This window comes from Sphingobium terrigena (assembly GCF_003591655.1).
GTDB classification, from domain to species: Bacteria; Pseudomonadota; Alphaproteobacteria; order Sphingomonadales; family Sphingomonadaceae; genus Sphingobium; species Sphingobium terrigena.
The window spans coordinates 101,094-122,617 of record NZ_QVRA01000002.1 but is presented as its reverse complement, the minus strand read 5'-3'; the positions used below and the strand labels follow the sequence as shown (position 1 = coordinate 122,617).

The window sequence follows — 21,524 nt, the reverse complement described above, 5'->3', positions numbered from 1 at the left end:
ATGCCTAAAGTCAAAGTTGACGGCGTAGAATTGGACGTCCCGGCGGGCGCTACCGTCCTGCAGGCGTGCGAACTGGCGGGGAAGGAAATTCCGCGCTTTTGCTATCATGAGCGGCTGTCCATCGCGGGCAATTGCCGCATGTGCCTGGTCGAGGTGAAGCCCGGACCGCCCAAGCCGCAGGCGTCGTGCGCGCTGCCCGCTGCCGAGGGTCAGGAGATCCGCACCGACAGCGAAATGGTCAAGAAGGCGCGCGAAGGGGTGATGGAGTTCCTCCTCATCAACCATCCGCTCGATTGCCCGATTTGCGACCAGGGCGGCGAATGCGATTTGCAGGACCAGTCGGTCGCCTATGGCCGCGGCGCGTCGCGCTATGACGAAAATAAGCGCGCGGTGACCGAGAAGAATATGGGGCCGATCGTCAAGACGGTCATGACCCGCTGCATCCAGTGCACCCGCTGCGTGCGCTTTGCCGAGGAAGTCGCGGGCGTGCCGGAAATCGGTGCCATCTATCGCGGCGAAAATATGCAGATCACCACCTATCTGGAACATGCCGCCAAGAGCGAGCTGTCCGGCAATGTGGTCGACCTGTGCCCGGTCGGCGCGCTGACCGCCAAGCCCTATGCGTTCGAAGCGCGGCCCTGGGAGCTGAAAAAGACCCATGCGATCGACGTGATGGATGCGGTTGGCACCAACATCCGCCTCGACAGCCGGGGCCGTCAGGTGCTGCGCGCCGTGCCGCGCATCAATGATGACGTGAATGAGGAATGGGCGTCGGACAAGACCCGGCACAATGTCGACGGTCTGGTCCGCAAGCGGCTCGACAAGCCCTATGTGCGGCGGGACGGCAAGCTGGTCCCGGCGACCTGGGCCGAAGCCTTCGCCGCTATCGCAGCGGTGCAGCATAGCGGCAGCGTTGCCGCTATCGCGGGCGACCTGCTCGATTGTGAGACGATGTTCGCTGGCAAGGCGCTGGTCGAGAGACTGGGCGGGACGATGCTCGAAGGGCGTCAGACGGGCCTTGCCTATGACGTGTCGAGCCTGTCGTCGGTGGTGTTCAATACGCCGCTCGCCGATCTGGAGACCGCGGACGTCATCCTGCTGGTCGGCACCAATCTGCGCTGGGAAGCGCCGCTGGTGAACACGCGGCTACGCAAGGCGATCAAAAAGGGCGCCAAGGTTTTTGGTATCGGGCCGGAGTTTGACCTGACCTACAAGGTCGAGTGGCTGGGCAATGACGCGGCGCTGCTGGGCAAGCTGCCTGCCGCCGTCGTCGAGGCGTTTGGCAAGGCCGCGCGGCCCGCGATGATCGTGGGCGGTGGCGTTCTGGCCAAGGACGGCGCGCATGGCGATACGCTGACGCTGGTCGAGACGCTGGGCCTCGTGAAAGAGGGCTGGAACGGGTATAACGTCCTGCATTTCGCCGCGGCGCGGATGGGCGGGTTGATGCTCGGCTATGCCACGGCTGGCGGGATCAAGGCGGTGGCGGCGGTCAAGCCGAAGCTGCTGTTTGCATTGGGCGCGGACGAGGTGGATTATGCTGCTTTCACCGAAAGCTTCAAAGTCTATGTCGGCCATCATGGCGACAAGGGCGCCCATGCCGCGGACGTGATCCTGCCGGGGGCCAGCTATGCCGAAAAGGCGGGCACCTACGTCAATCTGGAAGGTCGGGTGCAGCGGGGCGAAAAGGCCGTGTTCGCGCCGGGCGATGCCCGTGAGGACTGGTCGATCCTGCGCGCTCTGTCCGAAGTGATGGGTGCTACGCTGGCATTCGATAGCTTCGAGCAACTGCGCGCCGAAATGGTCAAGGCAGTGCCTGCGCTGGGCGTCGAAGGTCTGGCCGATTATGGCTGGTCCATTCCTTCTCTGTCCACCGGGGCGACCGGTGAACTGGCTTCGCCGATCAAGGATTTCTACCTGACCAACGCCATCTGCCGCGCCAGCCCGACGATGCAGCAATGCTCGGCCGAACTGGTCCATGGGGTTGAATTTGCGGAGGCGGCGGAATGAGTGCGTTAGCTATGCTAACTCCCTCTCCCCGACGGGGAGAGGGCCGGGGTGAGGGGGCTCGACGTCAATGTCGGTCCGTTCCTTCGACCTCAGTACACCCTCACCCAACCCTCTCCCTCAAGGGAGAGGGCTTTAAGGGGCTGCCGCAGTGACCGCTTTCTTCCAAAATCTGGGCCTGCCGTTTGAAGGTGCCTGGTTCCTCTCGACCATCATCGGCATTCTGGTGATCGCGCTGCCGCTGATGCTGGCGGTCGCGATGATCATCTATGCCGATCGCAAGATCTGGGCGGCGATGGCGTTGCGGCGCGGGCCAAACGTGGTTGGCCCCTTCGGTCTGCTCCAGTCCTTTGCGGACGGGGCCAAGGTGTTCCTGCAGGAAACCATCATCCCGTCGGCGGCGAACAAGGCGCTGTTCATCATCGCGCCGATCATCACCTTCACGGTGGCGCTGCTGGCCTGGGCGGTGGTGCCGTTCGATGTTGGCGTGGTGCTGGCGGATATCAATGTCGGGCTGCTCTACATTCTCGCAATCTCGTCGCTGGGCGTGTACGGCATCGTGCTGGCGGGCTGGGCGTCCAACTCCAAATATCCCTTCTATTCCGCGATCCGCGCCAGTGCGCAGATGATCAGCTATGAAGTCTCGATCGGCTTCATCCTGATCTGCGTCGTGCTGTGGGCGGGCAGCTTCAACCTGACCGCGATCGTGGAAAGCCAGAAGGGCTATTATGGCTTTCTGAACGGCAACGGCTTCAACCCGCTGCTCTTCCCGATGGCGATCATGTTCCTGATCAGCGCCATGGCCGAAACCGCGCGCGCCCCCTTCGATCTCACCGAAGCGGAAAGCGAGCTGGTTGCGGGCTATCAGACCGAATATTCGTCCATGGCCTTCGCGCTCTACTGGCTGGGCGAATATGCCAACGTCATCCTGATGTGCGCGCTGAACGCCATCCTGTTCTGGGGCGGATACCTGCCCCCGATCGACTGGGCGCCGCTCTATTATGTGCCCGGCATCCTCTGGCTGTTCGCCAAGATCCTGTTCTTCTTCTTCGTCTTTTCCTGGGTAAAGGCGACGGTGCCTCGCTACCGCTATGACCAGCTGATGCGGTTGGGCTGGAAGATTTTTCTGCCCACCTCGCTCTTCTTCGTCTTTCTGGTGTCGGGCTTCCTCATGCTGACGCGCTATGGAGGCGCACAATGAGCCTCGGATATTACGTCAAAAGCTTCACCCTCTGGGAGTTTGTGAAGGCGCACTGGCTGACCTTGAAATATTTTTTCAAGCCCAAGGCGACGATCAACTATCCCTATGAGAAGAACCCGATAAGCCCGCGTTTTCGCGGCGAACATGCGCTGCGTCGCTATCCCAACGGGGAAGAGCGCTGCATCGCGTGCAAGTTGTGCGAGGCGGTATGCCCGGCGCAGGCGATCACCATCGAGGCGCAGCCGCGCGAGGATGGCAGCCGCCGGACGACGCGCTACGACATCGACATGACCAAGTGCATCTATTGCGGTTTCTGTCAGGAAGCCTGCCCGGTGGACGCGGTCGTGGAAGGCCCGAACTTCGAGTTTGCGACCGAAACCCGCGAGGAGCTGATCTACGACAAGGCCAAGCTTCTTGAAAATGGTGACAAGTGGGAACGCGCGATCGCCGCGAACCTTGCCGCCGATGCGCCTTATCGGTAATGCGCGCCGTGTCTAACTCAAACCCGTTCGCCCTGAGCCTGTCGAAGGGTTCGACTGAGCGTAGCGAAGTCACTTCACTTCGTTCAGTGGAAGGCTTCGACTTCCCCCGGATCAGGTCCGGGGCCGAACGGAAAATTGGGGGCCATCAGGTCAAATGATCCACGTCTTAGCCTTTTACCTGTTCGCGATCCTGGTGGTGTCCAGCGGTGCGCTGACGATCCTGTCGCGCAACCCGGTCCATTCGGTGCTGTGGCTGATCCTGGCCTTCTTCAACGCGGCGGGTCTGATGATCCTGCTGGGTGCGGAATTCATCGCGATGCTGCTCGTCATCGTCTATGTCGGCGCGGTCGCGGTGCTGTTCCTGTTCGTCGTCATGATGCTCGACATCGACTTTGCCGAACTGCGCGCCGGTTTCGTGAGTTACCTGCCCTTCGGTCTGCTGATCGCTTTTGTGCTGCTGGCGGAAATCGTGCTGGGCATAGGCCTGTGGAGCGCGGGTCCGATCGAGCTGGCGCAGCGCGCCGCGCCGACCGCGCCGGACGTGTCGAACATCAAGGCAATCGGGACATTGCTCTACACCCGCTACATCTTCCTGTTCGAGGCAGCGGGTATCGTCCTGCTGGTTGCGATGATCGGTGCGATCGTGCTGACCCATCGGGCGCGGGGCGGGGTGAAGGGCCAGAATATCGCCAAGCAGAACCGCCGCCGTCCGCAGGATGCGGTCCGCAATATCAATCAGCCCATCGGGCAGGGGGTGGAGCTGTGATCGGTCTTCAACATTATATGGTGGTCAGCGCCATCCTGTTCGTGATGGGGGTGCTGGGCATCTTCATCAACCGCAAGAATGTCATCATCATTCTGATGGCGATCGAGCTCATCCTTTTGAGCGTGAACATCAACCTTGTCGCCTTCAGCGCCTTTCTGGGCGATCTGGTGGGGCAGGTATTTTCGATGTTCGTGCTGACCGTCGCGGCGGGTGAGGCGGCCATCGGGCTTGCCATCCTCGTCATTTACTTCCGTGGTCGCGGCACCATCGCCGTCGACGATGTCAACCGGATGAAGGGCTGAGCCTGAACTCATGATCCAGCTTATCGTTCTTCTTCCGCTGCTGGCCGCTGCCATTGCGGGCCTTGGCAACAAGGCGCTGGGCAAGCTGCCTGCCAAGATCCTCACCACCGGCGCGCTGTTCATTTCCTGCGCGCTCAGCTGGCCGATCTTCATCAGCTTCCTGACGGGCAGCGCGGAGGCGCATGTCACTCCGCTGTTCACCTGGATTCAGTCGGGCAGCTTTGACGCGCAATGGGCGCTGCGGGTCGATGCGATGACGGCGGTCATGCTGGTGGTCATCACCAGCGTGTCCAGCCTCGTCCACCTCTATAGCTGGGGCTATATGGATGAGGAGCCGGATCAGCCGCGCTTCTTCGCCTATCTCTCGCTCTTCACCTTCGCGATGCTGATGCTCGTGACCGCGAACAATCTGTTGCAGATGTTCTTCGGTTGGGAAGGGGTGGGCCTTGCCTCTTACCTCCTCATCGGTTTCTGGTTCCGCAAGCCCAGCGCCAATGCGGCCGCGATCAAGGCGTTTGTCGTTAACCGCGTCGGCGACCTTGGCTTCATGATGGGGATTTTCGGCACCTATCTGGTGTTCAACACCATCTCCATTCCCGAAATCCTTGAAATGGCCCCGTCCATGGCGGGATCGACCATCGGTTTCCTGGGCCATCGCTTCGACACGATGACGGTGCTGTGCCTGCTGCTGTTCGTGGGTGCCATGGGCAAGTCAGCCCAGTTGGGCCTGCACACCTGGTTGCCGGACGCGATGGAAGGCCCGACGCCCGTGTCGGCGCTGATCCACGCGGCGACCATGGTGACGGCGGGCGTGTTCATGGTGTGCCGTCTGTCGCCGATGTTCGAGACGTCGCAAACGGCGCTGACGGTCGTGACCTATGTGGGTGCCGCGACCTGCCTGTTCGCGGCGACCGTGGGTACGGTGCAGACCGACATCAAGCGCGTCATCGCCTATTCGACCTGTTCGCAGCTGGGCTATATGTTCTTTGCCGCTGGCGTCGGTGCCTATGGCGCGGCGATGTTCCACCTGTTCACCCACGCCTTCTTCAAGGCTTTGCTGTTCCTGGGGGCCGGTTCGGTCATCCATGCGATGCACCATGAGCAGGATATGCGCTATTATGGCGCGCTGCGGAAGGAAATCCCGATCACCTTCTGGACGATGACGCTCGGCACGCTGGCCATCACTGGCGTCGGCCTGCCGCTGATCGGCGTCGGCTTTGCGGGCTTCTATTCCAAGGACGGTATCCTCGAAGCGGCCTATGCCGCGGGCGGGGCGGGGACCGGCGCGTTCCTGGTCGGTATCTTTGCCGCTCTGCTCACCAGCTTCTATTCGTGGCGTCTGGTGTTCCTCACCTTCTTCGGCAAAGCCCGCTGGGCCGCGTCGGAGCATATCCAGCACGCGCTGCATGACGCTCATGGGCATGACGATCATCACGACGATCATGCGCATGACGACAATCATCATGCGCCCGCAACCGGGACCGGCGGCTATCATCCGCACGAAAGTCCCTGGGTCATGCTGGTGCCATTGATTGTGCTGAGCCTGGGCGCGGTGTTTGCCGGCTTCCTGTTCCACGACCAGTTTATCGGTGCCGAAGGTGGGATCGAATTCTGGAAGGGTGTGCTCTCGTTCGACAGCCATCTGATGCACGCCGCGCATGAAGTGCCGACGTGGGTCAAGTTCGCGCCGTTCACGGTGATGCTGACCGGGCTGCTGATTGCCTGGCTGGCCTACATCAAGAATACCGACTGGCCGCAGCGCTTCGTCGCGACCTTCACCGGTCTGTACACCTTTCTGCTCAACAAATGGTATTTTGACGAGCTGTACAATGTCCTGTTCGTCAAGCCCGCCTTCGCCATCGGCCGCTTCTTCTGGAAGTTCGGGGACGTCGGTTTCATCGACCGGTTCGGACCCAATGGTCTGGCGGCTCTGGTCGTGCAGGGCAATAAAGTGACCCGTCGGCTCCAGTCCGGCTACCTCTACACTTACGCGCTGGTGATGCTGATTGGCCTCGCCGCTGCCGCAACCTGGGCGATGACACGATAATGGACGGCTTCCCCATCCTTTCCCTGATGATGGCAGTGCCGATGGCGGGGGCCATCGCCTGTCTGTTCGTGGGCGCGAACAGCGCGCGCTGGATCGCCTTGATCGCCACCCTGGTCGATTTCGTGCTGGGCATGGCCCTGTGGGCGAATTTCGACCAGTCGGGCGGCGGCGCGCAGTGGCAGTTTCAGGAATATGCGCCGATCTTCGGCAAATTCGCCTGGGCGCTGGGCATTGATGGCATCGCGCTGATGCTGATCGCGCTGACCGTGTTCCTGATGCCGATCTGCATCGGCGCCAGCTGGAACGCGATCAACAAGCGCGTCGGCGAATATATGGCGGCCTTCCTGTTCATGGAGGTGTTGATGATCGGCGTCTTTACGGCGCAGGATCTCTACCTTTTCTACATCATGTTCGAAGCCGGCCTGATCCCGATGTATCTGATCATCGGCATCTGGGGTGGCGCGGACCGCATCTACGCCAGCTATAAATTCTTCCTCTACACATTGTTCGGATCGGTCCTGATGCTGATCGCGATGATGTGGATGGTGCATGAGGCCGGGACGACCGAAATCCCCGTGCTGATGGCCTATAATTTCGATCCGCATGTCCAGACTTGGCTGTTCCTGGCCTTCTTCGCCAGCTTCGCGGTGAAGATGCCAATGTGGCCGGTCCACACCTGGCTGCCCGACGCGCACGTTCAGGCACCAACCGCGGGGTCTGTCATATTGGCAGGCGTGCTGCTGAAGATGGGCGGCTATGGCTTCATCCGCTTCTCCCTGCCGATGTTCCCCGAAGCCTCGGCGCAGTTGGCGCCTCTGGTCTGGGGCCTGTCGATGGTCGCGGTGGTCTATACATCGCTGGTCGCGCTGGTGCAGTCGGACATGAAGAAGCTGATCGCCTATTCGTCGGTCGCGCATATGGCGATCGTGACGGTCGGCCTGTTCGCCTTCAACCAGGCGGGCATCGAAGGCGCGATGATGGTGATGCTGGGCCATGGTCTGGTCGCAGGCGCGCTGTTTTTGTGCGTCGGCGTGATCTACGACCGGCTGCATACTCGCGAGATTGCGCGCTATGGTGGCCTGTCGATCAACATGCCGCGCTATGCCGTCCTGTTCCTGTTCTTCACCATGGCGTCCGTCGGCCTGCCCGGCACGTCCAACTTTGTCGGTGAATTTCTGGCGCTGATGGGCATCTATCAGGCATCGACCTGGGTTGCGCTGGTCTGCACCACGGGCATCATCCTGGGTGCGGCCTATATGCTCTACCTCTATCGCCGCATCTGCTATGGCGAGCAGGTCAACGCCGATGCTGCAGCGATGCCCGACCTGTCTGGCCGCGAAATCTGGCTGCTGGCACCTATCGCTGCGGTCGTGCTGTGGATGGGGGTCTATCCCGAAAGCTTCCTTAAGCCGATGCGCCCTGACATTCGGGCGCTGGAAGCCCGCCTCGCGCCTGCCGCTCCGGCCGGCGATTCCAAGATCAAGATGGGTGCGCCCAAGCCTGCGGGCGAAGCGCATGAAGAAGTCCATCACGAAGAAGCCCCTGCGCACGGGGAGGCGCACTGATGATCGACTCCGCTTCCCTTCTGGCCGTTCTGCCGGAACTCATACTGACGGCCGGTGGCCTGATCCTGATGCTGGTCGCTGCCTTTGGTGGTGATGGCACCGCACGGCTGGTCAACGCCCTGTCGGTGCTGACGCTGATCGTCGCGGGCGTGGCCTTGTCCTGCTCGCTGGCGCACGGCCCTGATGCGTTCGACGGACTTGTCCGCGCCGATGCCTTCTCCGTCTATGCCAAGGCGTTAATCTACGCGGCGGCAGCAGCAGCGATCCTGCTCGCACCGCGCTTCTTTTCGACCGACAGCGCGCTGCGGCCCGAATATCCGATCCTGATCCTGTTCACCGCGATTGGCATGGGCATGATGGTGTCGGCGGGCGACATGCTGACGCTCTATGTCGGCCTCGAAATGAACAGCCTCGCCTCCTATGTCCTTGCTAGCTTCATGCGGCAGGACGGGCGTTCGTCCGAAGCGGGCCTTAAATATTTCGTGCTGGGTTCGCTGGCCAGCGGCATCCTGCTTTACGGCATCTCGCTGCTTTATGGCTTCACCGGTAGCACCGCCTTCGACGGTATCGCCGTTGCGCTGGGTGATGGCGTGGGCAAGGGCGAATTGTTCGGGCTGGTGTTCGTGCTGGCGGGCCTTGCCTTCAAGATCAGCGCCGTGCCGTTCCATATGTGGACGCCCGACGTCTATGAAGGCGCGCCGACGCCGGTCACGACCTTCTTCGCCAGCGCGCCCAAGGTCGCGGCGATGGGCCTGACCGTGCGCGTCGCGATCGAGGCGCTGGGTCCGGCGGGCCTCGACTGGCAGCAGATCGTGATCTTCGTCGCGCTTGCCTCCATCCTGTTTGGTGCGGTCGCGGCGATCGGCCAGACCAATATCAAGCGGCTGATGGCCTATTCGTCGATCAACAATGTCGGCTTCGCGCTGATCGGTCTCGCCGCAGGTACGCCTGCCGGTGTCGCCGCGACGATGAGCTATATGGCAATCTATGTCGTCATGACGATTGGCGCCTTCGCCTGCATCCTCCAGATGCGCGATGCCGACGGTAGGCCGGTCGAGACGATCGCCAGCCTCGCTGGCCTGTCGCAATCGCGCAAAGGTCTGGCCGCTGGTTTCGCGATCTTCATGTTCTCGATGGCTGGCATCCCGCCGCTGTTCGGTTTCTGGGCCAAGTTCCTGGTGTTCGATGCGGCGGTGGCGTCCGGCCTGACCGCGCTGGCGGCGTTCGGCATCGCGGCATCGGTGATCGGTGCTTTCTATTATCTCAAGATCATCAAGACGATCTATTTTGACGAGCCGACTGGTGCCTATGAAGCGAAGGGCGGGGCGGTGGAGAATGTCATCCTGACCGCCTGCGCCGTCGTCATCGTGCTGGGCTATCTGCTCAATCCCGTGCTGGATCAGGCAAGCGCCGCCGCTGCGGCGTCCCTGTTCTGACCATCCGCTTCGTTGCCGAAACCGGGTCCACCAATGCCGACATGCTGGCATTGGCGGAGCAGGGCGCGCCCGATGGCAGTTGGCTGCGCGCCGGGCGGCAGACGGGCGGCAAGGGGCGGATGGGCCGCAGTTGGGAAAGTCCGCTCGGCAATCTCTATTGCTCCACGCTGATCCGGCTGCGGGCCGGTGATCCCCTGCCGCACACTCTGGCTCTGGTCGCGGCCAATGCGGTTCATGCGCTGGTCGCGCCGCTTTGTACGGGGCAGGCGCAGATCAAATGGCCCAATGACGTTCTGGTCGATGGCGCGAAGATTGCTGGCATCCTGCTTGAGCGGGCTGGCGACGCTGTCGTCGTCGGCATCGGCATTAACGTGATCGACTATCCCCGCAATCTCGACCGTCCGGTAACCAGCCTTTTAGCGCAGGGCGCGACCGACGCGGAGGCGGGCGCGTTGCTGGACCGGTTGGCGCAACTTTTCGCGCACTGGCTGTCCATCTGGCGGGCGCAGGGGCTGGACCCGGTGCGCACCCACTGGCTGCTCAATGCGCATCCTACCGGCACGCCGATGCGGGTCGTGCAACCCGATGGCGAGACGGTTGAGGGGGCATTTGATATGCTCGACCGCCAGGGTATGTTGATCCTGCGCTTGGCGAACGGGCAGAGCCGTGCCATTCACGCCGGTGACATATTTCTCACCTGAACCAAGGACCAGCCATGCTTCTCGCGATCGACGCGGGCAACACCAATGTGGTTTTCGCGCTGCTCGAAGGGCGGGACATCCGCGCGCGTTGGCGGATTGCGACCGATCCGCGCCGCACGGCGGATGAATATGCGGTATGGCTCAACCAGTTGCTGATGCTCGAAGGCTACAAGATCGCCGACGTCGATGCGGTCATCATCGCGACGGTCGTGCCGCGCGCGCTGCATAATTTGCAGGTGCTGTCGGAAAAATATTTCAGGACGACAGCCTTGGTCGCCGGGCAAGCGCCGGTCGACTGGGGCATAGAATTGGACGTGGCCGAGCCGGGATCGGTGGGGGCCGACCGGGTTGTAAACGCCATCGCCGCGCACCATCTTTATGCAGGCGATCTGATCGTGATCGATTTCGGCACCGCGACCACTTTCGATGTGGTCGATTATAATGGCACCTATAAAGGCGGGATCATCGCGCCGGGCATCAACCTGTCGCTCGATGCGCTGGTCGCGGCGGCGGCGAAGCTGCCCAAGATCGCCATCGCCCCGCCGGAAAATCGATCGGTCATTGGCCGGACAACCGAAGCGCAGATGCACATCGGCGTCTTTTGGGGCTATGTAGCCATGATGGAGGGGCTGGTCGCCCGGATGAGGGCCGAAATTGGCCGCCCGACCAGAGTGATTTCGACGGGGGGCCTTGCGGTTCTCTTCAATGATAACAGCGATATTTTCGATGCGATCGCGCCGGACTTGACGGTTCAGGGCCTCGCGCTGATGCACGAACGGAGTTTACAAGCGTAATGAAACCCAAGGATGAGCTGCTCTTCCTGGCCCTAGGCGGGTCGGGCGAGATTGGCATGAACGTCAATTTATACGGTTGCCAGGGCAAATGGGTGATGGTCGATCTCGGCATGACCTTTGGCGATCCCAATTATCCGGGCATCGAACTCGTGCTGCCCGACCTCAGCTTCATCGAGGAGCGGCGCAAGGATCTGCTCGGCATTGTGCTGACGCACGGGCATGAGGATCATATCGGCGCGATCCCCTATCTGGCCGCCGATCTGGGCGTGCCGCTTTATGCCACGCCCTTTACCGCTGGCCTCATCCGCCTGAAGCTGGAGGAAGAGGGGTTGACCAAGGAGGTCAAGCTCCACGTCATCCCGAACGAAGGCAGCTTTGAGCTTGGCCCGTTCGGTTTCCGCTACATGCCGCTGGCGCACTCGATCCCTGAGGGCAATGCGCTGGTGATCGACACGCCGCATGGCCGGATTTTCCACACCGGCGACTGGAAGCTGGACGATCAGCCGCTGCTCGGTGTGCCATCGACCCCGGCGGAACTGACCGCAGTGGGTGATCAGGGCGTGCTGGCGCTGGTGTGCGACAGCACCAATGTGTTCAACGACAAGGCCAGTGGGTCCGAAGGCGACGTCCGCGAAGGGCTGATGCAGACGATCGAGGGGGCCAAGGGCCGGGTGCTGGTCACCACCTTTGCGTCCAACGCCGCGCGAGTCCAGACGCTGGGCGAAGTGGCGGTGGCGATGGGACGCAAGGTTTGCGTCGCGGGCCGTTCGCTCGACCGGATCATCGGCATGGCCAAGGCGAGTGGTTACCTCAAGGGGTTCCCGCCGACGGTCGACTGGGATGAGGCGATGAAGCTGCCCCGTGACGAGGTGATGATCATCGCCACCGGTGGTCAGGGTGAGGCGCGCGCCGCGCTGGCACGCATTGCGTTCGACAGCCATCCGATCAAGCTGACCGATGGCGATCTGGTCGTCTTTTCGTCCAAGCAGATTCCCGGCAATGAAATCGCCATTGGCCGCATCCAGAATGCGCTGGCGGCGAAGAATGTCGTGATGGTCACGGACCGCCAGGCCGAGGTGCATGTGTCCGGCCATCCGGGGCGTCCTGAACTGGAAGCCATGTATCGCTGGATACGGCCTGAAATCCTGCTGCCCGTTCATGGCGAACGGCGGCACATGGCCGAACAGGCGCGGCTGGGGCTGGCGACTGGCATCCCGAACGCTGTGGTGCAGTCCAATGGCGACCTGCTGCGACTGGCACCGGGCAAGCCGACGATCATCGGGCGTCAGGACGTCGGTCGGCTGGTGCTGGATGGCGACGTCATCCTGCCTGCTGAGGGCGCGACGATGAACGAGCGGCGCAAGCTGGGCCTGCATGGCCAGATCAGCGTTGCCGTGGCGCTCGATGCCAAGGGACGGCTGCTTGGCCGACCGACGCTGCGGACGCAGGGCGTTCCGGTGGAAGAGGATAAGGCGGACTTCCTGGCCGAAGCGGCCGACGATGCGGCCGATGTGATCCCTAAGGGATCGCATGAGGAAGAGGCGGTGCGCGAGCGTATCCGCCTGGCCGTGCGTCGCACCGCGACCCGCTGGACCGGCAAGAAACCGATTGTGGACGTTCTGCTCATTCGGGCGTAAATCCCCGCCATGAACCTTTATGCCATCTTCGCCATCTATGTGCTGTTCTGGGTGATCAGCGCGTTCATCATGCTGCCTTTTGGCATCCGCACGCCCGACGAAACGGGCGAGCGGATGGTGAAGGGACAGGCGGATAGCGCGCCCAGCAATTTCCGGCCCGGCGTCGTGGCGCTTCGGGCGACGCTGCTGTCAGCTTTGCTGTTCGGCCTCTATTACGCCAATTATGTGCAGGGCTGGATCACGCTGGACATGCTGCCGGGCTATTCGCGCTAATTCACCCTTCCCCGTTCGTTTCGAGCGAAGTCGAGAAACTGTGTTCGTGGTTTCTCGACTTCGCTCGAAACGAACGGAAGTGGGGGCGTCACGCCATTACGCGCTCCGCTTACTGCCGCAGCCGCTCGATCGCCTGCGCCAGCGCGACATAGAGCTTGCCCATATCCGATGAGAGGATGGCGACGCCCAGCGCGTTGCCGTCACGCGCGGACAGGATGATCCGCAGCATCCCTTCAAAATCATGGATATAGCGGTTCACATGATCGCGGAATTCCGGGTCATTGTCATAATGGAGCGCGATTTCCCGCGATTCCCCGGCATCCAACAATCTGACAGCGCGGCGGGTGAATACGCCGCGATCGCCCTTCAGATAGGCCGACCAGCTTGAATCGGTGACGTCGTTGGACAGGATCTTGGCGACGTCGATCGCGGTGCTGTTGAGCGATTCGATCAGCAGCGCGGAACGGCGGGCAAAATGGTCGCGGTCGCGATTTTCCGACGCGCGCTCGGCTTCCTCGATCCGCTGTTCGACGCTGGCGCTGGTGTCGGCGATGGTCAGCAACTGACGGGTCAGCCGCTCTGACGCCTGATGCGCAGCCTTGACCGCTTCTTCGGCGACGCGCGCGACCTGTTCGATCTGCGCCGTTACCTTGTCGCCGATAGCGGTCTGCATCGCCTGTTCACTGGCGTCGGCCAGAGCCTGCGCGGCTTCGGGAATGGCGCGGCCCAGCGCCTGGCGCGCGCGCTCGGCGGCCTGATCGGCCGTGTCCTTGACGCGCAGCAGGGCGGTGACGAGCAATGGCCCGGCACCCTCGGTGATGCGGGTCGCGTCCTGATGCGCGCCGTCGAGCGCCACGCGCAACCGTTCGACCAGATTGCGATTGGCCTCCAGCCCGCCCTGCGTGCTTTCCAGCCATTCCGTCAGGCGACTGCCCTGACCGCGCAGCATCGATTCGGCTTCTTCGGTGCGACCGACCAGCGCCTGCGAAATCGCCTCCAGCCGCTCCATTTCGGGCGTGGTGCTGCCCAGCAGGGCACGGCTCTGTTCCAGTCGGGCGTCGAACCGCTCCAGCGCGGCGGGATAGGTTTCGTCCAGTTCACGCACGCTCGAATCGAGCGCCACCAGCAGGGTTTCCGCGCAACCGATCAGCTTTTCGGCGGTCATCCCCCCGGTCGCCAGCGCGCCGTCAATCCGCTGGGTTTCAGCGGTCAGACGCGCAAGCGCTTCAGTCAGCCGTTCGCTGCGGGCGAGAGCGACCTCTTCCAGCGTGGCGAACCGCGCCTGGGTCGTGGCGATCGTATCGTCCAGCCCGGCCTGGATACCAGCCATCAGGCTGTGCTGCCCCGCCATGACGTCATTTATCTGGTGCAGCCGGTTTTCTACGTCACCGATTGTGTTGGCCAGACCCGTGACCGTTTCGCTGCCAATGGCGTCCAGGCTGTCGCGCGACCGGGCGACCAGCGATTCGAGCGCGGCGGACTGGGACGACAGATTGCCGTCGGTCAGCGCCAACGCTTCCTGCGCCCGTGCCAGCGCAGCATCGAGCCGTTCGCGCAGGTCGGTTTCGATGGCATCCATGTCTCGCGTCAGCATCGACAGGGTGGTCTCACTGACATTGCCGATCCCGGCCTGTGCGGCAGCGACGAGCGCTTCGAGATGTTCGGCGCGGCGCGACAAGCCTTCGTCGGTCGTCGCCATGGTGGCGCGCACGTTGCGCAGGGCGGCGTCGAGCCGCGCGGTCAGGTCCGCCTGCGCCGTGTCGAGATCATGGATCAACGTCGTGCGCACGCTTTCGCTGGTACTGGTGATGCCGGTTTCAGCGGTTTCAACCAGCGTTGCCAGAGCTGCTGCCTGGGTTTCTATATCCTGACGGGTGCGATCCATCGCCTGCCGTGCGCTCTGGGCGGTGGCGTCGATCCGTCCGGCGGCGATCTCCGCCATGCCGGTCACTTCTTCGTTGGTGGTGCGGGTCGCTTCCTGAAGCTGGGTGAGCTGGCTCGACAGGCTCTTGGTTGCGGACAAAGTCCGGGCGCGGGCATCGTCAGACAATTCGGCCAGCGCGTGAAGCCGCGCTTCGAGCGTGTCGATCCGTTCGGCCAGCGCATGCCCATTATCCATGATCTGCGCAGCCATACGGCCCGTGCGATCCTCCAGTTCGGGGATCGTCGCGATCAGCGAGTCCATCTTCGCCAACAGCGCGACACTGGCACGTTCGGCAGATTCGGCGCGGTCGGCGGTCGCCTTCGACCGGCTGGCGATCAGTTCGGCAGACGCTTCCATATTGCTGCTGGCCGCTGCGCCATAGCTGTCGAGCAACTCGGCCTGGTCCTGCATCGACTGGCGGGCGGCTTCCAGCTGGGTCGCGATCCGGCCCAGGCGCAGTTCGAGCAGGTCGGCCTCGGTCCGCAAGGCGCGCGCGGTGTCGAGATAGCGGCGCGATTCGGTGCGGCTGTTGCGGACGAGCAGCAGATAGGCGAGGCCGATCAAAATGAGTGGCACGACGAGCGTGGCGACGGCGCTGGCCCAGATTGAGGGGCCACCGGCCAGATCGCCCGATGCGATCATCGCCCAGCCGGCAAAGCCGACCCAGCTCACCGCCAGAACGGTCAATCCTATGCGCACGCGCCTGACCCAGGCATCGCCCGCGCCATCGTCCGAATCATCTTCGTCAATGTCGAGAACTGCCTGTTTCAAAAGCAAAATATCATCGGCCTGCGACGCATCGCCGGTCGTGCGTGGTTCGTCGCGCCAAAACTCGACGATTGTGCTGCCCCCTGTCATGGCGCGCATCCTAGCAGCTTTTCCGCCTGCGCAAATGCCCTGTTACCAAAACTTAACGCAAGCCAGATAGCGTCTGCCTCTATGTCCTATGATCCCGGCGCCCTCCATGCAGCTTTATCCGCAGCCGTCGGCGACGACAGCGCCCTGATCGCGGACCTGCGCGTCGCCTTCATGGAAAGCGCGGCGCGGCAGATCGACCTGCTGGGGCGGGCGCGGTGCGACGCCAATTGGGAACTGGCAGCCTGGCGGCTGAAAGGGCTGGCGGCGAGTTTCGGGCTGACCGCGCTAATGGCCCTGGCGGACGAGGCGGCTGAGGCGGCACCGGGTGATCCCCGGGTGCTGCGCCGATTGCAGGCGGCGCTGGCGGGGTTGCAACAGGGCTGAATCGCGGCATTGGTACGGCTACGCTTGCGCGAAGCCGTCAGCCTTGCGACAAGACCCGCTGCACAACAATCGGGTCGATACCATAACGATATGAGTTTCGCGGCTATTCTCAGCGCCAGCCGGGCTTCGGGCGATTCGTCCGGTGGCCAATCGACCGGGGGTCAGCGCGCGAGTCTGTATTTTGCCGGACAGACCCTGGTGGAATATCAGGCGCGGCAGGCGGCGCAGGCGGGCGCGGATCGCATCATGATCCTGGTGAGTGTCATTACGCCCGCTTTGTCGCAGGCCGTTGATCGGCTGAGCGCTGACGGGATCGCCGTCGCGCTGGTGCGGGACATGGTATCGATGGTGCGGGATGCGCCGCGCGACGCCGACGTGCTGCTGGTCGCCGACGGGGCGATCGTGTCGCAGGCGCATTTCGAGGCGATGGGCAGCGCAGAGGGCAATGCCCTGCTGGTCACGGACGACAGCCGCGCCAGCACGCCGTTCGAGCGGATCGATGCGGGACAGCGCTGGGCCGGGCTGGCGCGGATCAGCCCGACGCTGTTATTTGGCACGCTCGACATGATCGGCGACTGGGACTTGTCCCTCACTCTGGTGCGCGCGGCGGTACAGAAAGGCGCGCGCCGCGTCACCGTGTCGCAGGATGACCTGCTGGAAGGACGGGTCGCGCTTGTCGAGACGCAACAGCAGGCCGATCTGGTGGCGCAGGCGGTGACGGCGGCAGGCGCTTCGTCGGCGCGGGCGCGCGGGGGCGTTGAACATTATCTTCTTTCGCCCCTTGCCCGGATGATCAGTCCGGCACTGATGCGGATGCAGGTGCCCGCGATGCAGGTGCGGATCGCTGCCATCGCGCTGGGGGCCATCGCGCTGGTGCCGGTCGAGCTGCTGTGGACGTTGACCGGATTTGCCCTGTTGCTGGGGGCGTTGTTGCTGGCGGAAATTGCCGACCGGCTGGACGAACTGGCGCTGCGGCCACCGCCCATGGGCTTGTTGGCGTTCGTGACGCCGTTGCTGGCGCTGATTGGCATTGTGCTGGCGGGCAGTAGCACGCTGGCTGCCGATCTGGCGCTGTTGCTGGGGATCATGCTGGTTGCCGACCGCTGGCGACGGACCGGCAATGCCCGGCCATGGATGATCGTTACGCCCGGAACCGTCCTGCTGCTGCTGATCGTGGCGGGGCTGGTCGGGATGCTGGCGCAGGGCATCAGGGTCGCCATGCTGGCGCTGATCGCGTCGGCTGGGGCGATCATTTTGCGTCCGCGCGACTGAGCATATTTCGCCGCCAGGGTTTAGTGCATTTTAAGGACGTCGGGCTATGGTCCCGGTATGAACGCCTATTCGTCCCTTACCGGTGCGGCCATGGCGGACAGCTGGCCGATGGCGCAAGTCATGGCGGGCATGTCCGCCGTGCCGGTTGGCCATGCCATCGATCTGGCCTTCTTCTTCCCGGTCGAGGACCGGGCGCCCCATGATGCGTTGATCGCAGAAACGCGGCGACATCTGGCGGGATGCCTCAATGCAATCGAGATGGCGCTGCGGCTGTCGCTGGATCATGCGCCCGATGTTGCGCACATATTGTCGCGTTCGCCCGAACCGCTGTGCTGGCCGACCGTGCGGGCGCAACCGACGCTGCTGGGTCCGGCGCTGCTGGCGCATATGCAGATGCGTGCCGGGGTCAGCCTGATGCTGCGGCAATTTGGTCAGCCTGACATTGAGCATTTGGACGATGGTGATGGCGACGTTTTGGCGCTGGGTGATGATCCGCTGATCGGCGAGGCGCTGTCTGCGCTGGCGCTGGCGGAAGGACGCTGGATCGCTACGGGCGGCGAAGATCGACCGATGCGACCGGACCTGCCCGCTGAATATTTTGCCGAACTGGTGTGGACGGCGGCGGCCTGTCTGGCTGCTATGGTGCAGCGGAGCACGCCTGATCTGGGCGACGCTGTGCTGGTGGCGTTCGAACGGTCGGGCTGGGCCTTGCTCGCCGACCATGAAGAAAGCGCCAGTCCGATTGCGGAGGCCGATCGGCTGGTGCGGCGGATGGGCGACCTGGCTGATTCGCCTGAACTGATGGGTGTCGCGCTGGGGCAGCGGCGCTTTTTGCTATTTGCCGCATTGGCGGCAAGGCGGTTGCGCATGGCGACGGGGCAAGCGACCGACATATTGGTGATGGGGCCGCTTAGGCAGGTGGCGATGCTATGCCGGGCGCTGGGCGGATCGGACGCTGATTATCGCCATTTGCTGCTGGCGTTGCGGCCGGTACGCCCGTCGCTGTCCGACGCTGCGATCGTGGCAGAGGCAGAGCGCTATCAGGGGCTGACCGAGGCACACGCCGATTCGGCCGTCAGCGCGTTGCGCACGCCGCCCGCTTTCCGATCCAGGCTCGACCATCTGCGCCGGGTGACGGGCGCGTGAATATGCCGTCGCACCCCGCGATCATCCGGGCCTCCGTCTCTGCCGATGGTCTGTTGCTAAGCGCGGACCTGCGCCTGCTGACGCTTCAGCGCGAGGCAGGCGGTGACCTTGGTACGCCGGTCGCGGTGCCGCAATTGGCCGCGATCGCGCGGCTGTCGGCGCGGTTGGCCATTACTGTATCGCGGCCGATCATCGCCGCGACCGAGCGCGGTGACATCGATATGTGGGTCCGGGCGAGGCCCGATGGCGATGGCGTGACCCTCTCGATCATCGACTGGCATGAACGGCCGGCGACCGTGCTGCCAGCGGACGCAGCACGCCGCGAGGCGGATATTGCCGCGCTGGCCGATGGCTGGAACTGGCAGATCGACATGCAGTTGCGGTTTCAGATGGTGCTGGCAGGCAGCGACGCGCATGGCGCGCTGCCGCCCGATCCGCCGGTGCCAGGCAGCCGTTTTTCCGGTTATTTCCAGCTTCAGCCTGACGAGGATGGCGACATGGCGATGCTGCGCGCCTTTGCTCAAAGGCGTGCCTTCCGCGATCAGATGGCAGTTCTGGTCAGCGATCCGGCGCGGTCGTTTCGCCTGTCGGGCTTTCCCATGTTCGATCTGGCCGGGCAACTGACCGGCTATCGCGGCACCGCCTTTCCGCTGGAGCAGATAGTGGTCGTGCCAATGGCGCAGGACGCAGCGGTCGCGCTTTATCCGGGCGAATTTGGCAAACGGCTGGACCGTTCGCTGCGCCAGCCGCTTGGGCGGATCATCGCCAACGCTGATACGATCAGCGCGCAGTTGGAAGGGCCATTGCGCCCCGATTATGCCGATTATGCCACGGACATTGCTGCGGCAGGACGGCATCTGATGGCGCTGGTCGATGATCTGGCCGATTTGCAGGCGATCGACCGGCCCGATTTCAGTGTGATCGCCGAAGAGGTCGATCTGGTCGATCTGGGCCGTCGCGCCGCCGGATTGCTGGCGGTCAAGGCGCTCGACCGGCAGATTCGCATAATTGCGCCGGACCCGGACGCCAGCACGCCCGCCACCGGCGAGTTTCGCCGGGTGTTGCAAATCTTGGTGAACCTGATCGGCAATGCCGTGCGCTATTCGCCCGCAGACAGCGAGGTGCTGATCGTCACTGAAAGCGATCATGGCCAGGCGCGGATCATGGTGATCGATCAGGGGCAGGGTGTCGCGGTCGCGGATCGCGAGCGGATTTTCGAGAAGTTCGAGCGGCTGGGTCGCGACGATGCCGGGGGTAGTGGCCTGGGCCTCTACATTTCCCGCCGCCTGGCGCGTGCGATGGGGGGCGATATTCGCATTGGCGGCGCGCCGGGCGAAGGCGCGCGCTTCATCCTGTCATTGCCGACGGGCCTATGATCCCACGAAAAACGGCGCCCCCAATGGGAGCGCCGTTCTGCATTGTCGGTGTGGTCGGGCGGGTTAGCGCTTGTCGACGGGGACGTAGTCGCGCTGCACCGGGCCAGTGTAGAGCTGGCGCGGACGACCGATCTTCTGCGCTGGGTCCGAAATCATTTCGTTCCACTGCGCAACCCAGCCGACGGTGCGGGCGAGGGCGAAGAGAACGGTGAACATTTCGGTCGGGAAGCCGATGGCCGACAGGATCACGCCCGAATAGAAGTCGACGTTGGGGAAGAGCTTCTTTTCGATGAAATAGGGATCGCTCAGCGCAATCTTTTCCAGTTCACGCGCTACGTCGAACACGGGATCGGTCACGCCCATTGTCTTGAGCACGTCCTCTGCCGTCTTTTGCATGACGGTCGCGCGGGGATCGTAATTTTTATAGACGCGATGGCCAAAGCCCATCAGGCGGAACGGATCGTCCTTATTCTTGGCGCGGGCGATATATTCCGGGATGCGATCGACCGTGCCGATTTCGCGCAGCATGTTGAGCGCGGCTTCGTTCGCACCGCCATGGGCCGGACCCCACAGGCAGGCGATGCCTGCCGCGATGCAGGCGAAGGGATTTGCACCCGACGAACCGGCCAGGCGCACGGTCGACGTCGACGCATTCTGTTCATGGTCGGCATGGAGGATGAAAATCTTGTCCATGGCATCCACGATCACCGGATCGGGGATATATTCCTCCGCCGGGACCGAGAAGGTCATGCGCAGGAAATTGGCGGTGTAGGACAGGTCGTTGCGCGGATAGACGAAGGGCTGGCCCACCGAATATTTATAGGCCATCGCCGCGATCGTCGGCATCTTGGCGATCAGGCGGTGGCTGGCAATCTTGCGCTGCACCGGATCATTAATATCGGTCGAGTCATGATAGAAGGCCGACAGCGCGCCGACGACGCCGCACATGATCGCCATGGGGTGCGCGTCGCGACGGAAGCCGCGATAGAAGGTCGTAAGCTGTTCATTGACCATCGTGTGCCGCGTGATCGTGCGGGTGAAGTCGTCCAGTTCAGCCTTGGACGGCAGTTCGCCGTTCAACAGCAGGTAGCTGACTTCCATGAAGCTGGATTCTTCGGCGAGCTGGCCGATCGGATAGCCGCGATGCAGCAAAACGCCTTCGTCACCGTCGATATAGGTCAGGCCGGATTCGCAGCTGGCCGTCGAGGTAAAGCCCGGATCATAGGTGAACATGCCGGTATTGGCGTACAGCTTGCGCACATCGATGACCTGCGGACCGACTGAGCCGTCCATGACAGCATAGTCTTTCGTCTCTCCCCCGACGGTCAAAGTGGCTTTGTTATCCGACATATTGTT

General features: G+C 63.0%; 18 protein-coding genes. 16 read left to right on the top strand and 2 right to left on the bottom strand.

Features of this window, described 5'->3' with window-relative positions; genetic code table 11:
* From nuoG to D0Z70_RS02550, 12 genes are all read left to right on the top strand, one after another.
* Nucleotides 1-2,007: an NADH-quinone oxidoreductase subunit NuoG gene (gene nuoG / locus D0Z70_RS02605; RefSeq protein WP_119743846.1), complete on the top strand. Its 2,007-nt coding sequence runs from the start codon at nt 1-3 to the stop codon at nt 2,005-2,007.
* Nucleotides 2,008-2,155: 148 nt separating this feature from the next.
* Entirely contained in the window at nt 2,156-3,205 is a 1,050-nt protein-coding gene (gene nuoH / locus D0Z70_RS02600) for an NADH-quinone oxidoreductase subunit NuoH (RefSeq protein ID WP_119743845.1), read from the top strand.
* Entirely contained in the window at nt 3,202-3,687 is a 486-nt protein-coding gene (gene nuoI, locus D0Z70_RS02595) for an NADH-quinone oxidoreductase subunit NuoI (RefSeq protein ID WP_017184597.1), read from the top strand. The genes nuoH and nuoI overlap by 4 nt, the downstream gene beginning before the upstream one ends.
* A gap of 154 nt (nt 3,688-3,841) precedes the next feature.
* Nucleotides 3,842-4,453 carry an NADH-quinone oxidoreductase subunit J gene (locus D0Z70_RS02590; RefSeq protein WP_119743844.1) on the top strand — a complete coding sequence of 204 codons (612 nt, stop codon included), beginning with the start codon at nt 3,842-3,844 and terminating at the stop codon, nt 4,451-4,453.
* Nucleotides 4,450-4,755, top strand: a complete 306-nt coding sequence (gene nuoK, locus D0Z70_RS02585) for an NADH-quinone oxidoreductase subunit NuoK (RefSeq protein ID WP_004211745.1) — start codon at nt 4,450-4,452, stop codon at nt 4,753-4,755. Before D0Z70_RS02590 ends, nuoK begins: the two co-directional genes overlap by 4 nt.
* Nucleotides 4,756-4,765: 10 nt before the next feature.
* The gene (gene nuoL / locus D0Z70_RS02580; protein ID WP_119743843.1) at nt 4,766-6,802 is read left to right on the top strand and encodes an NADH-quinone oxidoreductase subunit L; all 2,037 of its coding nucleotides are present in this window, start codon (nt 4,766-4,768) and stop codon (nt 6,800-6,802) included.
* Nucleotides 6,802-8,367 (top strand): NADH-quinone oxidoreductase subunit M, encoded by a 1,566-nt coding sequence (locus D0Z70_RS02575; RefSeq protein ID WP_119743842.1) that lies wholly within the window; start codon nt 6,802-6,804, stop codon nt 8,365-8,367. Before nuoL ends, D0Z70_RS02575 begins: the two co-directional genes overlap by 1 nt.
* Nucleotides 8,367-9,803, top strand: a complete 1,437-nt coding sequence (nuoN, locus tag D0Z70_RS02570; protein ID WP_119743841.1) for an NADH-quinone oxidoreductase subunit NuoN — start codon at nt 8,367-8,369, stop codon at nt 9,801-9,803. The genes D0Z70_RS02575 and nuoN overlap by 1 nt, the downstream gene beginning before the upstream one ends.
* Complete coding sequence (locus tag D0Z70_RS02565) at nt 9,800-10,504, top strand: biotin--[acetyl-CoA-carboxylase] ligase (RefSeq protein WP_119743840.1); 705 nt, start codon at nt 9,800-9,802, stop codon at nt 10,502-10,504. Before nuoN ends, D0Z70_RS02565 begins: the two co-directional genes overlap by 4 nt.
* 14 nt (nt 10,505-10,518) lie before the next feature.
* Nucleotides 10,519-11,298 carry a type III pantothenate kinase gene (locus D0Z70_RS02560; RefSeq protein ID WP_119743839.1) on the top strand — a complete coding sequence of 260 codons (780 nt, stop codon included), beginning with the start codon at nt 10,519-10,521 and terminating at the stop codon, nt 11,296-11,298.
* Nucleotides 11,298-12,935, top strand: a complete 1,638-nt coding sequence (locus D0Z70_RS02555; protein WP_119743838.1) for a ribonuclease J — start codon at nt 11,298-11,300, stop codon at nt 12,933-12,935. The genes D0Z70_RS02560 and D0Z70_RS02555 overlap by 1 nt, the downstream gene beginning before the upstream one ends.
* Nucleotides 12,936-12,944: 9 nt before the next feature.
* Entirely contained in the window at nt 12,945-13,208 is a 264-nt protein-coding gene (locus D0Z70_RS02550; protein WP_119743837.1) for a DUF1467 family protein, read from the top strand.
* Nucleotides 13,209-13,317: 109 nt separating this feature from the next.
* Here the strand turns inward: D0Z70_RS02550 and D0Z70_RS02545 are convergent, their stop codons facing one another.
* On the bottom strand, nt 13,318-15,990 hold the full coding sequence (locus D0Z70_RS02545; RefSeq protein ID WP_119744079.1) for a coiled-coil domain-containing protein: 2,673 nt from the start codon (nt 15,988-15,990) through the stop codon (nt 13,318-13,320).
* A gap of 81 nt (nt 15,991-16,071) precedes the next feature.
* Here D0Z70_RS02545 and D0Z70_RS02540 point away from each other — a divergent pair, with 81 nt between their 5' ends.
* The 4 genes from D0Z70_RS02540 (at nt 16,072) to D0Z70_RS02525 (ending at nt 20,168) form a co-directional block, all read left to right on the top strand.
* On the top strand, nt 16,072-16,374 hold the full coding sequence (locus D0Z70_RS02540) for an Hpt domain-containing protein (protein ID WP_119743836.1): 303 nt from the start codon (nt 16,072-16,074) through the stop codon (nt 16,372-16,374).
* Between the two features lie 90 nt (nt 16,375-16,464).
* Nucleotides 16,465-17,646, top strand: coding sequence for a hypothetical protein (locus D0Z70_RS02535; protein ID WP_119743835.1), 1,182 nt, complete (start codon nt 16,465-16,467; stop codon nt 17,644-17,646).
* Between the two features lie 57 nt (nt 17,647-17,703).
* The gene (locus D0Z70_RS02530; protein WP_119743834.1) at nt 17,704-18,792 is read left to right on the top strand and encodes a DUF2336 domain-containing protein; all 1,089 of its coding nucleotides are present in this window, start codon (nt 17,704-17,706) and stop codon (nt 18,790-18,792) included.
* Nucleotides 18,789-20,168: a sensor histidine kinase gene (locus D0Z70_RS02525; RefSeq protein WP_119743833.1), complete on the top strand. Its 1,380-nt coding sequence runs from the start codon at nt 18,789-18,791 to the stop codon at nt 20,166-20,168. The genes D0Z70_RS02530 and D0Z70_RS02525 overlap by 4 nt, the downstream gene beginning before the upstream one ends.
* Before the next feature lie 63 nt (nt 20,169-20,231).
* Here D0Z70_RS02525 and D0Z70_RS02520 read toward each other — a convergent pair whose 3' ends face one another.
* The gene (locus D0Z70_RS02520; RefSeq protein WP_119744078.1) at nt 20,232-21,518 is read right to left on the bottom strand and encodes a citrate synthase; all 1,287 of its coding nucleotides are present in this window, start codon (nt 21,516-21,518) and stop codon (nt 20,232-20,234) included.
* Nucleotides 21,519-21,524: the final 6 nt, after the last annotated feature.